The sequence below is a fragment of the Curtobacterium flaccumfaciens pv. betae genome, assembly GCF_026241855.1.
GTDB classification, from domain to species: domain Bacteria; phylum Actinomycetota; class Actinomycetes; order Actinomycetales; family Microbacteriaceae; genus Curtobacterium; species Curtobacterium flaccumfaciens.
The window spans coordinates 2,333,002-2,347,495 of sequence record NZ_JAPJDC010000001.1 but is presented as its reverse complement, the minus strand read 5'-3'; the positions used below and the strand labels follow the sequence as shown (position 1 = coordinate 2,347,495).

13 protein-coding genes are annotated in these 14,494 nt (G+C 71.7%); 8 read left to right on the top strand and 5 right to left on the bottom strand.

What is annotated here, in order from left to right:
• Nucleotides 1-109 precede the first annotated feature (109 nt).
• Genes ORG17_RS11000 through ORG17_RS10985 form a run of 4 tightly spaced genes read left to right on the top strand, consistent with a single transcriptional unit; the run spans nucleotide 110 to nucleotide 3,147 of the window.
• Nucleotides 110-322, top strand: coding sequence for an SCO4848 family membrane protein (locus tag ORG17_RS11000; protein WP_027466517.1), 213 nt, complete (start codon nucleotides 110-112; stop codon nucleotides 320-322).
• Nucleotides 323-370: 48 nt separating this feature from the next.
• The gene (locus ORG17_RS10995) at nucleotides 371-1,048 is read left to right on the top strand and encodes a response regulator transcription factor (RefSeq protein WP_110865386.1); all 678 of its coding nucleotides are present in this window, start codon (nucleotides 371-373) and stop codon (nucleotides 1,046-1,048) included.
• The gene (locus ORG17_RS10990) at nucleotides 1,041-2,441 is read left to right on the top strand and encodes a sensor histidine kinase (protein ID WP_214525874.1); all 1,401 of its coding nucleotides are present in this window, start codon (nucleotides 1,041-1,043) and stop codon (nucleotides 2,439-2,441) included. Before ORG17_RS10995 ends, ORG17_RS10990 begins: the two co-directional genes overlap by 8 nt.
• A 49-nt stretch (nucleotides 2,442-2,490) precedes the next feature.
• Nucleotides 2,491-3,147, top strand: a complete 657-nt coding sequence (locus ORG17_RS10985) for a PepSY domain-containing protein (RefSeq protein WP_214525872.1) — start codon at nucleotides 2,491-2,493, stop codon at nucleotides 3,145-3,147.
• 90 nt (nucleotides 3,148-3,237) lie between these two features.
• Here the strand turns inward: ORG17_RS10985 and ORG17_RS10980 are convergent, their stop codons facing one another.
• Nucleotides 3,238-3,537: a hypothetical protein gene (locus ORG17_RS10980; protein ID WP_146247836.1), complete on the bottom strand. Its 300-nt coding sequence runs from the start codon at nucleotides 3,535-3,537 to the stop codon at nucleotides 3,238-3,240.
• A gap of 77 nt (nucleotides 3,538-3,614) precedes the next feature.
• Complete coding sequence (locus ORG17_RS10975; RefSeq protein WP_214525870.1) at nucleotides 3,615-5,147, bottom strand: amino acid permease; 1,533 nt, start codon at nucleotides 5,145-5,147, stop codon at nucleotides 3,615-3,617.
• Between the two features lie 138 nt (nucleotides 5,148-5,285).
• On the opposite strand from ORG17_RS10975, the gene ORG17_RS10970 reads away from it, so the two are divergent.
• Nucleotides 5,286-6,449, top strand: coding sequence for a mechanosensitive ion channel family protein (locus ORG17_RS10970; RefSeq protein WP_214525868.1), 1,164 nt, complete (start codon nucleotides 5,286-5,288; stop codon nucleotides 6,447-6,449).
• 124 nt (nucleotides 6,450-6,573) lie between these two features.
• Here the strand turns inward: ORG17_RS10970 and ORG17_RS10965 are convergent, their stop codons facing one another.
• Entirely contained in the window at nucleotides 6,574-6,762 is a 189-nt protein-coding gene (locus ORG17_RS10965; protein ID WP_027466522.1) for a hypothetical protein, read from the bottom strand.
• A gap of 93 nt (nucleotides 6,763-6,855) precedes the next feature.
• Here ORG17_RS10965 and ORG17_RS10960 point away from each other — a divergent pair, with 93 nt between their 5' ends.
• Entirely contained in the window at nucleotides 6,856-8,007 is a 1,152-nt protein-coding gene (locus tag ORG17_RS10960) for an SLC13 family permease (RefSeq protein ID WP_214525866.1), read from the top strand.
• A 45-nt stretch (nucleotides 8,008-8,052) separates the two neighbouring features.
• Here ORG17_RS10960 and ORG17_RS10955 read toward each other — a convergent pair whose 3' ends face one another.
• Nucleotides 8,053-9,024 carry a magnesium transporter CorA family protein gene (locus tag ORG17_RS10955; protein WP_071246402.1) on the bottom strand — a complete coding sequence of 324 codons (972 nt, stop codon included), beginning with the start codon at nucleotides 9,022-9,024 and terminating at the stop codon, nucleotides 8,053-8,055.
• Between the two features lie 99 nt (nucleotides 9,025-9,123).
• Nucleotides 9,124-11,877, bottom strand: coding sequence for a hypothetical protein (locus ORG17_RS10950; protein ID WP_214525864.1), 2,754 nt, complete (start codon nucleotides 11,875-11,877; stop codon nucleotides 9,124-9,126).
• 226 nt (nucleotides 11,878-12,103) lie between these two features.
• Between ORG17_RS10950 and otsA the strand changes: the two genes are divergently transcribed.
• Nucleotides 12,104-13,696 (top strand): alpha,alpha-trehalose-phosphate synthase (UDP-forming), encoded by a 1,593-nt coding sequence (gene otsA, locus ORG17_RS10945; RefSeq protein WP_214525862.1) that lies wholly within the window; start codon nucleotides 12,104-12,106, stop codon nucleotides 13,694-13,696.
• Nucleotides 13,689-14,471 (top strand): trehalose-phosphatase, encoded by a 783-nt coding sequence (gene otsB, locus ORG17_RS10940; RefSeq protein WP_027466527.1) that lies wholly within the window; start codon nucleotides 13,689-13,691, stop codon nucleotides 14,469-14,471. The genes otsA and otsB overlap by 8 nt, the downstream gene beginning before the upstream one ends.
• Nucleotides 14,472-14,494 lie beyond the last annotated feature (23 nt).

Genomic DNA, 14,494 nt, shown 5'->3' with positions numbered 1-14,494 from the left:
TCCTGTGGCCTGCCGGGTCGGGACTCGGCCGCGTTGGGGGCGGCCGAGCACCACCCGCCCGGCATCGCCGGACCAGCACCACCCGCCCGGCGTTCAGTAGGATCGTCCCGTGCTCGTCTTCGCCGCAGTCGTCCTGTTCATCGGCGCCGTCTTCAACGTCGTCACCTGGCCGCGCTTCTTCCAGCGCGTCGCGAAGGACTCTCGTGCCCGCGACGCCGCCGGCAAGCCGACGACCTTCTACACGGTGCACCTCGTGCTCCTGCTCATCGCGCTCGCGATCGCCGTCGCGTCGGTGATCGCAGGGATCCTGCTGCTGGTCTGAGCCGGCCGCTTCAGCCCTGCTTCAGCGGGGCACGGCAGGATCGACCCCATGCGGGTGCTGGTGGTCGACGACGAGGTCCGGCTCGCCGACGGCGTACGCCGCGGCCTCGAGGCCGAGGGGTGGGCGGTCGACGTCGCGAACGACGGCGTGGACGGTCTGTGGCACGCGCGTGAGTTCCGCTACGACGCGATCGTGCTCGACCTGATGATGCCGGGCCTGAGCGGCTGGGCCGTGTGCGCGCAGCTCCGCGCCGACGGCGACTGGACCCCCGTGCTCATGCTGACCGCCAAGGACGGCGAGTGGGACCAGGTCGAGGCGCTCGACGCGGGGGCCGACGACTACGTCACCAAGCCGTTCTCGCACCCGGTGCTCGTCGCACGGCTCCGGGCGCTCGTCCGACGGGGTGCCCGCGAGCGCCCCACCGTGCTGACCCTCGGCGACCTGGTCGTCGACCCCGCGGCGCGCACCGTGGCTCGGGGCGAGACCCCCGTCGAGCTGACCAGCCGCGAGTTCGCCGTGCTCGAGTACCTCGCACGGCACCCGGGACAAGTCCGGTCGAAGCGCGACGTCATCGAGAACGTCTGGGACGTCGACTTCGAGGGCGACCCGAACATCGTCGAGGTGTACGTCGGACACCTCCGCCGGAAACTCGACCGGCCGTTCGGGCGTGCCGCGATCGAGACGGTCCGTGGCGCCGGGTACCGCTTGGCGGCCGACGGTGGCTGAGCGGCCGGTCAACCCCCGTGCGAGCGGGCCCGCACGGAGCAGGCCACGGCGCCCACGGTCGGTCCGTGCCCGCACCACCCTCGGCGCCGGGGTCGTCGTCCTCGCGGCCCTGGTCATCGGCGCCGTCGCGTTCGTCGTCGTGCTGCGGCTCGTGCTGCTCGACGGCGTGCGGACCTCGGCCGAGGCCGGTCTCGAGCAGGTGTCCTCGCGGGTCGAGACGGACGGTGCGGCCGCGGTGACCGGCTACGAGGACGTCCTGGTGCAGGTGATCGGCGACGGCGGGGCGGTCCTGGCGCACGGCGAGGACGCCGACGGCGCCGCCCTGCCCACCGCCGACGAGTCCCGGTGGACCCACGACGGCGAACGCTGGCTGCTCGTGGCGGACGACGTGGACCTGCCCGGCGGCGGTGAGGCGACGCTCGTCTACGGCAGCACGCTCGACCAGGCCGACACCGCGGTCCGCACCGCCGTCGTGCTCCTCGCCGTCGGGGTGCCCGTGCTGGTGCTCGTGCTGGTCGCGGTCACCTGGGCCGTCACCGGTCGCTCGCTGCGGCCCGTGGAGCAGATGCGCACCGAGGTCGAGACGATCCGAGCGGCCCGTCCCGACGCCCGGGTCGAGGTGCCGGACACCGGTGACGAGGTCGCCCGGCTCGCGAGCACCATGAACGCCATGCTCGACCGCCTCGAACTCTCCGCCGAGAGCCAGCGGCGCTTCGTGTCCGACGCCTCCCACGAACTCCGGTCGCCGATCGCGTCGATCCGGCAGCACGCCGAGGTCGCCGTCGCGCACCCGGGGCGGACCGAGGTGGCCGACCTCGCCGACGTCGTCCGGTCCGAGGCGGTGCGCCTGCAGGACCTGGTCACCGGGCTGCTCGAGCTCTCCCGCCTCGACGAGGGCGGGATCCGCACGCGGCGCCCCGTCGACCTCGACGACCTGGCGTTGGACGCGGTGGCCCGCGCGCGAGCGCGGTCGACGGCCGGTGACGCGCCCGCGCGGGACGGCGACGCCCCCGCGGTCCGGGTGGACGGCTCGGCGATCTCGGCAGCGCGGGTCCTCGGCGACGAGCGCGTGCTGGCAGGGGTGGTCCGCAACCTCGTCGACAACGCCGTCCGGCACGCGAGCACACGCGTCGCCGTGTCGCTCACCGAGCACGACGGGTCCGCGGTGCTCACGGTCGACGACGACGGCACCGGCGTCCCCGAGGACGAGCGCGAGCGCGTCTTCGAGCGGTTCGTCCGTCTCGACGAGGCCCGCAGCCGGGATGCCGGTGGCGCGGGGCTCGGCCTTGCCATCGTCCGCGACGCCGTGCGGGCGCACGGCGGCGACACGTCCGTGGTCACGTCCCCGCTCGGTGGCGCGCGGTTCGTCGTCCGCATCGCACTCGGCGGCTGAACAGGTGGCTTCAGGGCTGCTTCAGCACCCCGACGCGATGCTCGTCCACATGAACTTCCGCACCCAGCACCAGAAGCCCTCCGTCCGCCGCATCGCCGCGTTCGCCGCCCTGCCGATCGTCGCGGCGCTCGCACTCACCGGTTGCGCCAGCGACGACTCCGACGACGACACCGGCTCGGCCGGCTCCGGCTCGGTCGGCTCGTCGTCGACGGACTCGTCGGGCTCCGGTTCGTCGTCGTCCGGTGCGTCCGGCGCCGCGTCCACCGGCTCGAACACGGCCCTGCTCGCGGCGGTCGCCACCGCACGCGGCGAGGTCGGGTCGGGTACCGTCATCTCGGTCGAGCAGGAGCAGGGCGCCTCCGCCTACGAGGTCCTGGTCGTGACGAAGGACGGCACCGAGCACGAGGTGCACACGAACGCCGACGGCACCTCGGTCGCCGGCACCCCGCAGACCGAGGCCGCCGACGCGGACGACAAAGCCGAGCACGAGCGCTTCGTCGCCGCCGCCGACCTGAGCGTCAAGCAGGCCGTCGACGCCTTCCAGGACCTGCACGCGGGGACCGTGACCGAACTCGGACTCGACGACCACGTCGGCGCGGTGGTCTGGGAGGGCGACGTGCTCGACTCGTCCGGCACCAAGCACAGCGTGCGCATCGACGCCGGCTCCGGTGACGTCGTCACCGACCGCGTCGACAGCGACGACTGACCTGGCCCCCGGCCCCCGGCCCCCGGCCCCCGGGCAACCGCGCAACCGGGCAACCGCGCCGCGGCCTCCCGCGGCCCGGCACCGGCGTCCTCAGGACTCCAGCGGCGGGCCGAGCACCTTCCGGATCGCCAGCGCAGCGAGCTGCTCGTCCGGGGTGTCGAGCAGCACCCGGTAGGTGTCCTGCCCGGCGAGGAACTCGACGCAGACGGCGTCCTCGTCGCACGGTCCGAGGCGCCACCCCTGCACCGCGTCCATCGGCACCGTCGTCCGCGTCTCGCGCTGGTAGTCGGTCTCGGCCTCGAGACGATCCGCGAACACCCGGAGGCGTCCGTAGGCACCTCGCCAGCTGAGCTGCAGGTCGAGGGTGGGAGAAACAGAGCGGTCCGGCACCCGCTGATGGTAGCGACGGGTGCCGGACCGCTCGTGTTCGGCGCTGGGGGCCTTGCGTTCCGGGGACAAGCGGAGCGCTAGCTCCCGTCGTCGTCGCGTCGCACCGAGGCGGCGGGGTTGCGGACACCGATCGGGTAGGGACCCGTGACGCCCTCGCGCAGGGCGGCGATGCGCAGGATGCGGTCACGCTGCAGGAACCAGCCGACGACGAGCAGCGGGATGATGATGACGAGCGACGCGATCGTGTACGTGCCGACGGGGTAGTCGATCGCCATCAGGACGATGACCGAGGCGAGGAACGCCAGGGTCAGCCAGGCGGTGACCGGTGCCCCGGGGAGCTTGAACGAGGGTTCCTTCGCGAGCCCCTGCTTGGCCCACTGGCGCAGCCGCATCTGGCACAGGATGATCGTGCCCCACGCGGTGATGATGCCGAGGCTGGCGATGTTCAGGGCGATCTCGAACGCCTGGCTCGGCACGAAGTAGTTCAGCACGACGCCCGCGACGGTCAACGCCGCGGTGAGCAGGATGCCGGCGTAGGGGACACCGCCCTTCGACATCTTCGTGGTCCACTTCGGCGCCGAACCGTTCATCCCCATCGAGTGGAGCGCACGTCCGGTGGAGTACAGGCCGGCGTTCAGGGACGACAGGGCCGCGGTGAGCACGACGAAGTTCATGATGCCGCCGACGATCGCGCCGACGTGCGGGTTGCCGAGCGACGAGAAGAACGTCACGAAGGGGCTCTCGCCCTCCTTGTAGGCCGTGTACGGCAGCAGCAGGGAGAGCAGGACGATCGACCCGACGTAGAAGACCGCGATGCGGAAGACCACGGAGTTGATCGCGCGCGGGATGACCTTCTCGGCGTTCTGCGTCTCACCCGACGCGGTGCCGACGAGTTCGATCGCGGCGTAGGCGAAGACGACACCCTGGATCACGATGACCGCGGGGAGCAGCCCGTTCGGGAACAGCCCGCCGTTGTCACCCCAGATCGAGAAGCCGGTCCGGACGGCCTCGCCACCGGCCTCGACCGGGAACGCGAAGACGAGCCAGATGATCGCGACGACGAGGAACGTCACCAGTGCGGCGACCTTGATCAGGGCGAACCAGAACTCGAGCTCACCGAACACCTTCACGGCGACCATGTTCGCCGCGAGGACGACGACCAGGGCGATCAGCGCCAGCAGCCACTGCGGTGCGGCGGTGAAGGCCGACCAGTACTGCAGGTAGATCGCGACCGCGGTGGTGTCGACGATCGAGGTCATCGCCCAGTTCAGGAAGTACATCCAGCCCGCGGCGTACGCGAACTTCTCGCCGTAGAACTCGCGGGCGTACGAGATGAACGACCCCGAGGACGGGCGGTGCAGCACCAGCTCGCCCAGGGCCCGCAGGATGAAGAAGGCGAAGATCCCGGCGACCAGGTAGGTCAGCGCGAGCGCGGGGCCCGCGGTGTGCAGGCGTCCACCGGCACCGAGGAAGAGGCCGGTGCCGATCGCGCCGCCGATCGCGATCATCTGCAGTTGCCGGGGCTTCAGACCGTGCTGGTAGCCCTCCTGCTCGTGCGAGAAGTCGTTCGCCGGCGCTCGGTTGCCACCCGTGTCGTTCTGCGCTGTCATGCGAGAGAACCTACATGCGCACCGGACCGGGCCGTCACGCAAACCCCGGTTCGGTCGAACCGCAGCTGCTGAACGTCCGCACAGCCGACGGTGGCCCGATCCTGAACGACGACCGTCGTCCGTTGCTTGCATGGAGGGATGGACATCCTCCTCCGACTCCTCGTCGCGATCGGGTTCGCCCTGCTCGTCACCGCCGTCGTCGCCCTCGTCCTGCACCTGGTCCTCCGGGCGATCGCGCGCCGGGAACGCTGGGCCGGCGTGCTCTCGCCACGGACGAAGCACCCGTTCCGCACCGTGCTGCTGGTGGTCCTGCTCTGGATCGCGTTCACGTCGAGCATCCCGCGGAACGCCGACGCCTACCCGTGGCGCGACGAGGTCGCGCACGCCTTCCTCATCGTCACGATCGCGACCGGGTGCTGGCTGGCGTGCCAGGTCGCGATCTTCCTCGAGGACCTGGGGCTGCACCGCTTCCGCATCGACGTGCCCGACAACCGGCAGGCGCGTCGCATCCGCACCCAGGTGCTCATCATCCGGCGACTCACCGTCGCCGTGCTCGTCATCATCGCGGTCGGCGCGATCCTGCTGACCTTCGACGGGGTCGAAGCGGCCGGTGCGAGCGTGCTCGCCAGCGCCGGCCTCATCTCCGTGGTCGCGGGCCTCGCCGCGCAGTCCACGCTCGGCAACGTGTTCGCCGGCATGCAGCTGGCGTTCTCCGGGTCGATCCGGGTGGACGACGTCGTCGTGGTCGAGCAGCAGTGGGGTCGGATCGAGGAGATCACCCTGACCTACGTCGTCGTGCACCTGTGGGACGACCGTCGGTTCGTGCTGCCGTCGACGTACTTCACGAGCACGCCGTTCGAGAACTGGACGCGGACCGGCAGCGAACTGCTCGGCGCCGTGGAGTTCGACCTCGACTGGCGGGTGAGCCCGGCCGACATGCGGGCGGAGCTCGACCGGATCCTCGACACCTCGACGATCTGGGACCGCCGGGTCAAGGTGCTCCAGGTCACGGACGCCGTCGGAGGACTCGTCCGGGTCCGCATCCTCGTGACCGCACCCGATGCCGGTGGCCTGTTCGACCTCCGCTGCTACGTCCGCGAGGAGATGGTCGAGTGGATCCAGCGCACCCATCCGGACGCCCTGCCGGTGCAGCGGGTGCAGCTCACCGAGCCGAGCGCGACGGCGCCGCGCCGACGCGGACGCCCGGCAGAGGGGGACTCGCAGCTGTTCGGCGACGACGAGCGCGGTGCGCTCTTCACCGGACCGATCCAGACCTCCGGCATCCCGGAGTCCGAGCGCTGACCCGGTGACGGGATCGGCGTGCCCTGGACGGCCAGGACGACGGACGGGAGGCACGGCGCCAGCTGGCACCGTGCCTCCCGTCCGTCAGGCCGGTCGCGTCTGCGACCGCCTGCCGCGTCTGGTCCTACTGGCGCGCCTTGACCGCGCGGTCGTCCTCGACGACCGTGCCGATCGCCACGATCGTCGTGGCGAGCCACGCGACCCAGGTCAGCGCGAGCCGCCAGTCGCGCGGTCCCTGGCGGGTGGTCTGCAGCACGCTGTAGCCGCTGATGAGCGAACTCCACACCGCACCGTTGAACATGAACTTGCGCACAGAGGCCTCCTGTCGTCGTGCTGACAACGCTACCGGCCCGTACATTGGAGCGCCGCCGGTCACCCTGCCGCGGTGTCTGCCGGAGGAGTGTTCGTGCGTCAAGCGGTCATCGGAGCGGCCCTGCTCGTGGTCGGCGCGGTCTGCGTCGTGTTCGGGCTGCTGCCCCTCGACGACCTCGCCGTGCTCGCCGACCGGGTCCTGCCGGTCCTCGGGTTCGTGCTCGGACTGACCATCGTCGCCGAGCTGGCCGCGGACGCCGGAGTGTTCGACCGCCTCGCCGACGTCGCCGCCCGGGTCGGTGGCGGACGCACCATCGGGCTCTGGGGTGCGGTCGTCGTGCTCGCCGTGCTCTGCACCGTCTTCCTGTCGATCGACACCACCGCGGTGCTCCTCACCCCCATCGTCATCTCGCTCGCACGGCGTGTGGGACTGCCCCCGATGCCGTTCGCCCTCACCACGGTCTGGCTCGCGAACACCGCCTCGCTGCTGCTGCCGGTGTCGAACCTGACGAACCTGCTCGCCGTCGACCGGATGGGGCTCGGCGGCCCGCTGCCGTTCGCCGGGCTGATGGCCTGGCCCGCGGTCGCCGGGGTGGTCGTGCCGTGCGTCGTCCTGCTCGTGGTGTTCCGGGGCAAGCTGTTCGGCCGCTACTCGCCGGTGTCCGTCCGCACGCCGAGCGACCCCGTGTTCTTCTGGGCCGCCTCCGCCGTGCTCGTCGCGCTCGTCGTCGCCCTGACGGCCGGGGTGACCGTGTGGATCGCTGCGGTCCTGGCCGCCGTGGTGCTCGTCGTGGTCGCGGCGTTCCGGTCGCCGTCCGAACTCCGGGTGTCCCGCGTGCCGTGGTCGACCCTGCTGTTCGCCGCCGGGCTCTTCGTGGTGGTCGAGGCGCTGCACACGACGGGCATCACCGACCCGATCGTGCACGCGCTGCAGGGCGGCACCGGGACCGGCCCGCTGCTGCTGCTCGGCGGTGCGGGCGCGGTGGCGGCGAACGGCATCGACAACCTGCCGGCGTACCTGGTGCTCGAACCTGCCGCCGGGCACGAGGCCGTGCGGTACGCGGCCCTGCTCATCGGCGTGAACGCCGGCTGTCTCATCACCCCGTGGGCCTCACTCGCGACGCTCCTGTGGCACGCGCGGCTGTCGGCCGAGGGCGTGCACCTGTCGTGGGGCCGGTACATGGCGCTCGGGTGCATCGTCGCGCCGCTCACCGTCGTCGCCGGGGTCCTGGCGCTCGCGCTCTGACGTCGGCGGGGCCTCGGACCGTTCGGGTGCCGGAGCCCTGCGCGCTCAGAGCCAGTCGCGGGTCTTGAAGACGCGGTAGAGCACGAGCGACGACGCGGTGATGATCGCGAGCGACGCCCAGAGCCCGCTCCAGGCTCCCTCGCCCGGGAACTCGACGTTCTGCCCGAAGAAGCTCGTCACCCCCGTCGGGATCGCGATGATCGCCGCCCAGCTCGTGACCTTCTTCATGACGGTGTTCTGCCGGTTCGACGCCAGGTTCAGGGTCGTGTCGAGCACGCTCGACACCGCGTCGCGCAGCTGTTCGACCGAGTCGGCGATCGAGACCAGGTGGTCCTCGACGTCGCGGAAGTACGGCCGGATGCCGTTCGAGATCGTCTCCGCGTCACCGTGCAGCAACGAGGCGACGCTGTCCCGCGTCGGGACGACCAGCCGCCGGAGCACCCCGAGGGTCTTGCGGAGCCGGAACGACCGCCGCTGGATCTGCTGCTCACGGGGGTCGCCCGGCTCGAACAGGTCGTCCTCGAGCGCGTCGATCTGCCGCTCCAGGTCCTCGACGGTGTCGGTGGCCCGGTCGACGACGGCGTCGAGCAGCGCCCAGACGAGCCAGGGCACGCCGTGTTCGGCGATGTCGGAGTTCGCCGTGAGCCGGTGTTCCATCGGGGTGGTGTCGACGTCGGACCCGTGGATCGTGACGAGCGCCCGTTCGGTGACGAAGGCCTTGACCTCGTGCGTGATCAGGTCGCCCTCGTCGTCCGTGCCGCCCACGTCGTAGACGACCAGGAACAGACTGTCCCGGTACCGGTCGAGCTTCGGCCGCTGTCCGTGCTCGACGGCGTCCTCGACCGCGAGCGCGTGGATGCCGAGCTCCTCCTCGATCTGCTCGAGGTCAGCCGACGTCGGGTCGGTGTAGTCGATCCAGACGAACGTGTCCGGATCGGCGACGAGGTCGGAGATCCGGTCGACGGGGAAGTCCCGCTCGACCGTGTCGCCCTTGCACCACGCCCGTGTCCTGACCATGCTCGTCAGCCTACTGAGACGGCCGACCCGGGAGATCCCGGGTCGGCCGTCGCGGTGCTGCGGAGCCGCTCAGTCGGCTCCTGCTCAGTCGGCTCCTGCTCAGTAGGCGGAGACGAGCTTGCCGTCCTCCACCTTCAGGTACTGGTTCACATCGAAGGAATCCTCGCCGCGCTTCTCGTCACCGAGGTACGAGGTGTAGCTGTACGAGACGCTCCCGTCCTTCGTGCTCGTCACCATCACGGTGCCGGCGCGGGACGCCTCGACCTGCAGCTCGGGCTTCGACGTGACGTCGTACTGCACGCCGCCGTCGGCGTCGTAGGGCCCGTACCAGGGGCAACCGCTCAGGGCCCGGAGCTCGGTCTTCTCGGCGCAGTCGTCGATCAGGTCGGTCACGTACTGCTCGGCGTCCTGCTCGAGTGCCTTGGTCGCCTTCGGCGCGAAGTCGACGTAGCCGGACGCGGCCGTGCCCACGGCGACCTCCTCGGTGCCGCCGGTGAAGTACTTCGTCCCGCCGACCGAGACCTGGTAGGTGCCGGGGTAGGCGAGGGACGTGAACTTGCCCTCGCTGATCTTCCCGATCTCCTTGCCGCCGACGGTCACGGGTGCACCCTCGAGCACGTCGGAGGCCGTCAGGGTGACCTGCTGGGCGAGGGGCTGCGTGACACGCCACTCGTCCTTCACCAGGAACGAGGTGCCCGTGCGCCGCAACGACACCTGGCCGGAGCGGTTCTTGCCGTCCTGCGTGTAGCTCAGGGTGGCGATCGCGGTGTCACCGGTCCGGGCCACCCGGCCGACGCGGATGTCCGACGGGCGGTCCTTCGCGCTCCGGAGCACCTTCGAGTCGAGCATCGCGGCGTCGTCGGGGACCTCGCTCAGGTCGGCGGCGGTGTCGGCGTCACCGCTGGCGATGGCCTGCACGTAGGACTTGACGGTCGGTGCCGGACCCCACACGTTGGCGCGGAGGACGCTCGTCGTGACCGCGCCGGCGATGACGACGACGATCACGGCGCCGCCGGCGATGAGCGAACGGACCAGGATCTTCTTGGACCGCGGGGACATCGGTGCCGGAGCGGGGGCACCACCGCCGATGAACGGCTGCGACCCGTAGGCGGGTGGTGCGCCGTACGGGGCCTGCGTGCCGTAGGGCGGCTGCGACCCGTACGACGGCTGCGCGCCGGAGATCGACTGCTGGCCGTCCGCGGGCTCCTGACCGGACCCGGCCGGCGGGTACGGGGCCTGCTGGCCGGCGGCCGGGGGAGTGTTCCACGCGGCGGCGGCCGGAGCATCGGCGGCGACAGGCGCGCCGGGCGCAGCGGGAGCACCGGGAGCGGCCGGGTCGGCGGAGGCGGTGGGTGCCACGGGGGCGCCTGGACCGGCGACGGGCCCGGCCGGGAACGCCTGCGGCACGACGGGGCGGGGGTCCGCCCCGACCAGACGCGACGTCCGGAGCACCGCGGCACCACCGAGGCGGGGCAGGAGCACCGGAGCGAGGTACCGGGCGACGACCTCGATCACGCCGCCCCACAGGGCGAAGACGATCGGCGTCCACGGCGCGACGCCGATCGACCCCGATGCGTCCACGGAGCTCGTGCTGCTCACCTGGTACGAGGCGACGCCGGTGCCGAGGACGAAGAAGAGCAGACCGAGTGCGAACCACACCAGCGGCGTGACGACCCAGTCGAGGGTGGTGCGGATCCGGTCGTTGCGGCGGACGGCGAGTGCGAGCCCGGCCACGACCGAGGTGACGACGACGAACAGCACGACCAGCCAGGTCCAGCCGCCGGCCCCGCCGAACACCGAGGCGGTGTCGCTGGCGGACCCGAAGCCGGAGGTCCCCACACCACCGAAGAACCCGAGCGCGGTCAGCCCGACCGCGACGTTGCCGAGCAGCAGCGGTAACGCGGAGCCGAAGGACGGCTGGGCGATGACGGCGACGACGAGGACGACGAGGGCGACCAGCACGACGAGGACCGTGAGCTGCGACGCGGCGACACGCAGTGTGCCGAGCAGACGGGCGGCGAAGACGTTGCCACCAGCGAGGACGGAGGGCCGGGCGAGGAGCGCGGCCAGGGCACCGATGACGAACGCGCCGAGGATGCTCCCGACACCGACGGCGTGCACCGGCTCGATGACCGCGCCGGACATCGACGGGAACCGGATCGCGAACAGGGCGGCCGCGACGTTCGTGAGCACGGTCGTGACGAGGCCGGAGACCACCGCGGTGACGAGCACCTGCGTGCGACCGAGGCCACGCGTGCGGATCCGGCGGGTGAGCACGACGGCCAGGACGACCTGCGCGGCGAGCACCAGCGCGGGCACCACGGCGAGCGAGCCCGAACCGGAACCGAGGAACCCGATGGACCCGGACAGGTGCAGACGGCCGAGGTCGGCGAGGGCCACGAGCTGCGCCGGCGCACCGAGCAGGACGCTCACGCCGGAGAGTAGGGACTCCACGTCGGGGGCCGAGCCCGCGCCGAGGTCGGTGCCGGACCCGGTGGACGGAGCGGCCGAACCGCTGCCGCCGGATGCGAGCAGGCCCACGGTGATGAGCAGTGAGAGCCCGGCGACGACGTACGCCGCGACCCAGCCGCCGACGGCGGCGAGCACGGCCGCCAGCCAGTCGCGACCGGACACGGAGCGCAAGAAGCGACCGAACGCATCGGACGGCTGCGCGGCGGGGGCGGGCTGACCCGACCACTGCTGCGGGCCTCCAGGCTGCTGCTGCCAGGCGGGCTGGCCGTTCCCGGCGGACTGGCCGGGACCGGACTGGCCGGATCCGAACTGGCCGGGACCTGGCTGGCCGGGACCACGCTGCGACGGCGGGACGGGCTGGTTGGGCGGGTTCTCGCTCACGGCTGGGGGTCCTCTCCGACCGGGAGGCCGGCGCCGCACTCCAGCACCCGTGTCCCCCCGACACGTGCCTGCAGCGTAGCGGAACCGCCGATCCGCCGTGAATGCGCTGTCCCCACGCTGGTAACTTCGGCAGCGCGCCCGGCGCACCACGCCGGCCGTCGCACCCGACGCACGACGCACCGACGCACCCGGCCCCGGCCGGGCGGAACGGAGATCACACCACCCCATGCCTGCAGACCGCACCGAACAGACCCGCTACTCGTTCGTCGTCGCCTCCAACCGACTCCCGGTGGACCGCGTCGTCGACCAGGACGGCAACGAGGGCTGGCGGCACTCGCCGGGCGGCCTCGTCACCGCCCTCGAACCCGTGATGCGCGCGAACGACGGAGCCTGGGTCGGCTGGGTGGGGCAGGCCGAGGTCGAGGTCGCACCGTTCGACAACGAGGGCATCCACATCGTCCCCGTCCCGCTCTCCGACGACGACGTCGAGGAGTACTACGAGGGCTTCAGCAACGACACGCTCTGGCCGCTGTACCACGACGTCATCGAGCACCCGAGCTACCACCGCGACTGGTGGAACGCGTACAAGCGGGTGAACGAGCGCTTCGCCACGCAGATCGCCGAGATCGTCGAGCAGGACGGCATCGTCTGGGTGCAGGACTACCAGCTGCAGCTCGTGCCGGCCCTGCTCCGTGCGAAGCGTCCCGACCTGACGATCGGCTTCTTCAACCACATCCCGTTCCCGCCGGTCGGCATCTACGCGCAGCTGCCGTGGCGTGCGCAGATCCTCGACGGGCTGCTCGGCGCCGACGTCATCGGCTTCCAGCGCCACGACGACGCCAGCGACTTCCTGCGTGCGGTGCGGCACATCAAGGGCTACACGACCAAGGGCACCACGATCGACGTCCCGGTGGACGACCCGGCAGCCCCGCGCAGCCGCAAGGGCATCACGGTCCGGCACGTGGAGGCCAGGCACTTCCCGATCTCCATCGACGCCGAGAGCTTCGAGGCGATCGCCCGCAAGCCCGAGGTGCAGGAGCGTGCAAGCGAGATCCGCGAGAGCCTCGGCAACCCGAAGACGGTGCTGCTCGGTGTCGACCGGCTCGACTACACCAAGGGCATCCGCCACCGCATCAAGGCCTTCGGCGAGCTGGTGGAGGACGGCCGGATCGCCGTCGAGGACGCCACCCTCATCCAGGTCGCGAGCCCGAGTCGCGAGCGTGTCGACTCGTACGCGGCGCTCCGCGACGAGATCGAGCTGAGCGTCGGCCGCATCAACGGCGACCTCGGCGTCATCGGCCACCAGCCGATCTCGTACCTGCACCACGGCTACCCGCGCGAGGAGATGGTGGCGCTGTACCTGGCCGCCGACATCATGCTCGTCACCGCACTGCGCGACGGCATGAACCTGGTCGCGAAGGAGTACGTCGCCGCCCGCTTCGACAACGACGGGGTGCTCATCCTGTCCGAGTTCGCCGGTGCCGCCGACGAGCTCAAGCAGGCCGTGATCGTGAACCCGCACGACATCGGGGCGCTCAAGGACTCGATCGAGCGCGCCATCCAGATGCCGCGTCGCGAGCGGTCGACGCGCATGCGGGCGCTCCGCAAGCGCGTCCGTGACAACGACGTGGCGCGCTGGTCGCGCTCGTTCCTCGAGGCGCTCGACCGACACGCGCCGCGGAACGCCCAGATCGACCCGTCCGCAGCCGACCCGCGTGAGCAGCACCGTGAGGCGCAGACCGACAACATGTCGATCTTCGACCAGGACGCCCAGTCCGCCAGGGCTGCCGAGGACACCCGGGAGGCACGTGATGACTGAGACCACCACCGACCAGACCGCCATCGACGCGGCCCTCGAGACGCTCGCGGCTGCGCCGCGACTGATCGTCGCCCTCGACTTCGACGGCACGCTGGCCCCCTTCGCCGACGACCCCTCGCAGGTCGGCGCGCTGCCCGGCTCGTGGGCCGCGGTCCTGACCCTGCACCGTGCGAAGGACACCGAGGTGGTGCTCGTGTCCGGGCGTCCGCTCGGCAGCCTGGCCGCGGTGACCCACGCACCCGAGGACATGGCGCTCGTCGGCTCGCACGGTGTCGAGTGGCGCGTGGACGGCCACGACGAGGCCGCGCTGTCCGATGACGAGGTCGGTCGTGTGGCACGGATCGGCGCCGCGCTCGACGCGGTCGGCGAACGGTTCCCGGGCGTCGTCATCGAGCACAAGCCCGCGGGGCACGGGGTGCACACGCGCCGCGTCTCCGCCGAGGTCGCTGCCGAGGCGAACGCGGCGGCGAGCCGTGCGGCGCACGAGGCCGACCCCGAGGTGCTCGAGCGCGGTGGCAAGGACATCGTCGAGTTCGCGGTGCGCCACGTCACGAAGGGCGACGCGATCGCCCGGCTCCGCGAGTTGCACGGCGCCGACGCGGTGTTCTTCGCCGGCGACGACGTCACCGACGAGGACGCCTTCCGCGTGCTCGGCGACGGCGACGTCGGGGTGAAGGTCGGGCCGGGCCAGACCCGGGCCGGGTACCGCATCGCCGACCCCGCGGCCCTGACCGGGGTCCTGAAGCAGCTGGCGAGGCTCCGCGCCACCCGCTGATCGCGGGCCCGGAGCATGAGAAT

Excerpts from the sequence above, each read along its gene's own strand:
- ORG17_RS10995 (WP_110865386.1), top strand. The coding sequence starts at position 371 with ATGCGGGTGCTGGTGGTCGACGACGAGGTCCGGCTCGCCGACGGCGTA.
- ORG17_RS10985 (WP_214525872.1), top strand. The coding sequence starts at position 2,491 with ATGAACTTCCGCACCCAGCACCAGAAGCCCTCCGTCCGCCGCATCGCC.
- ORG17_RS10975 (WP_214525870.1), bottom strand. The coding sequence starts at position 5,147 with ATGACAGCGCAGAACGACACGGGTGGCAACCGAGCGCCGGCGAACGAC.
- ORG17_RS10970 (WP_214525868.1), top strand. The coding sequence starts at position 5,286 with ATGGACATCCTCCTCCGACTCCTCGTCGCGATCGGGTTCGCCCTGCTC.
- ORG17_RS10955 (WP_071246402.1), bottom strand. The coding sequence starts at position 9,024 with ATGGTCAGGACACGGGCGTGGTGCAAGGGCGACACGGTCGAGCGGGAC.
- otsA (WP_214525862.1), top strand. The coding sequence starts at position 12,104 with ATGCCTGCAGACCGCACCGAACAGACCCGCTACTCGTTCGTCGTCGCC.
- otsB (WP_027466527.1), top strand. The coding sequence starts at position 13,689 with ATGACTGAGACCACCACCGACCAGACCGCCATCGACGCGGCCCTCGAG.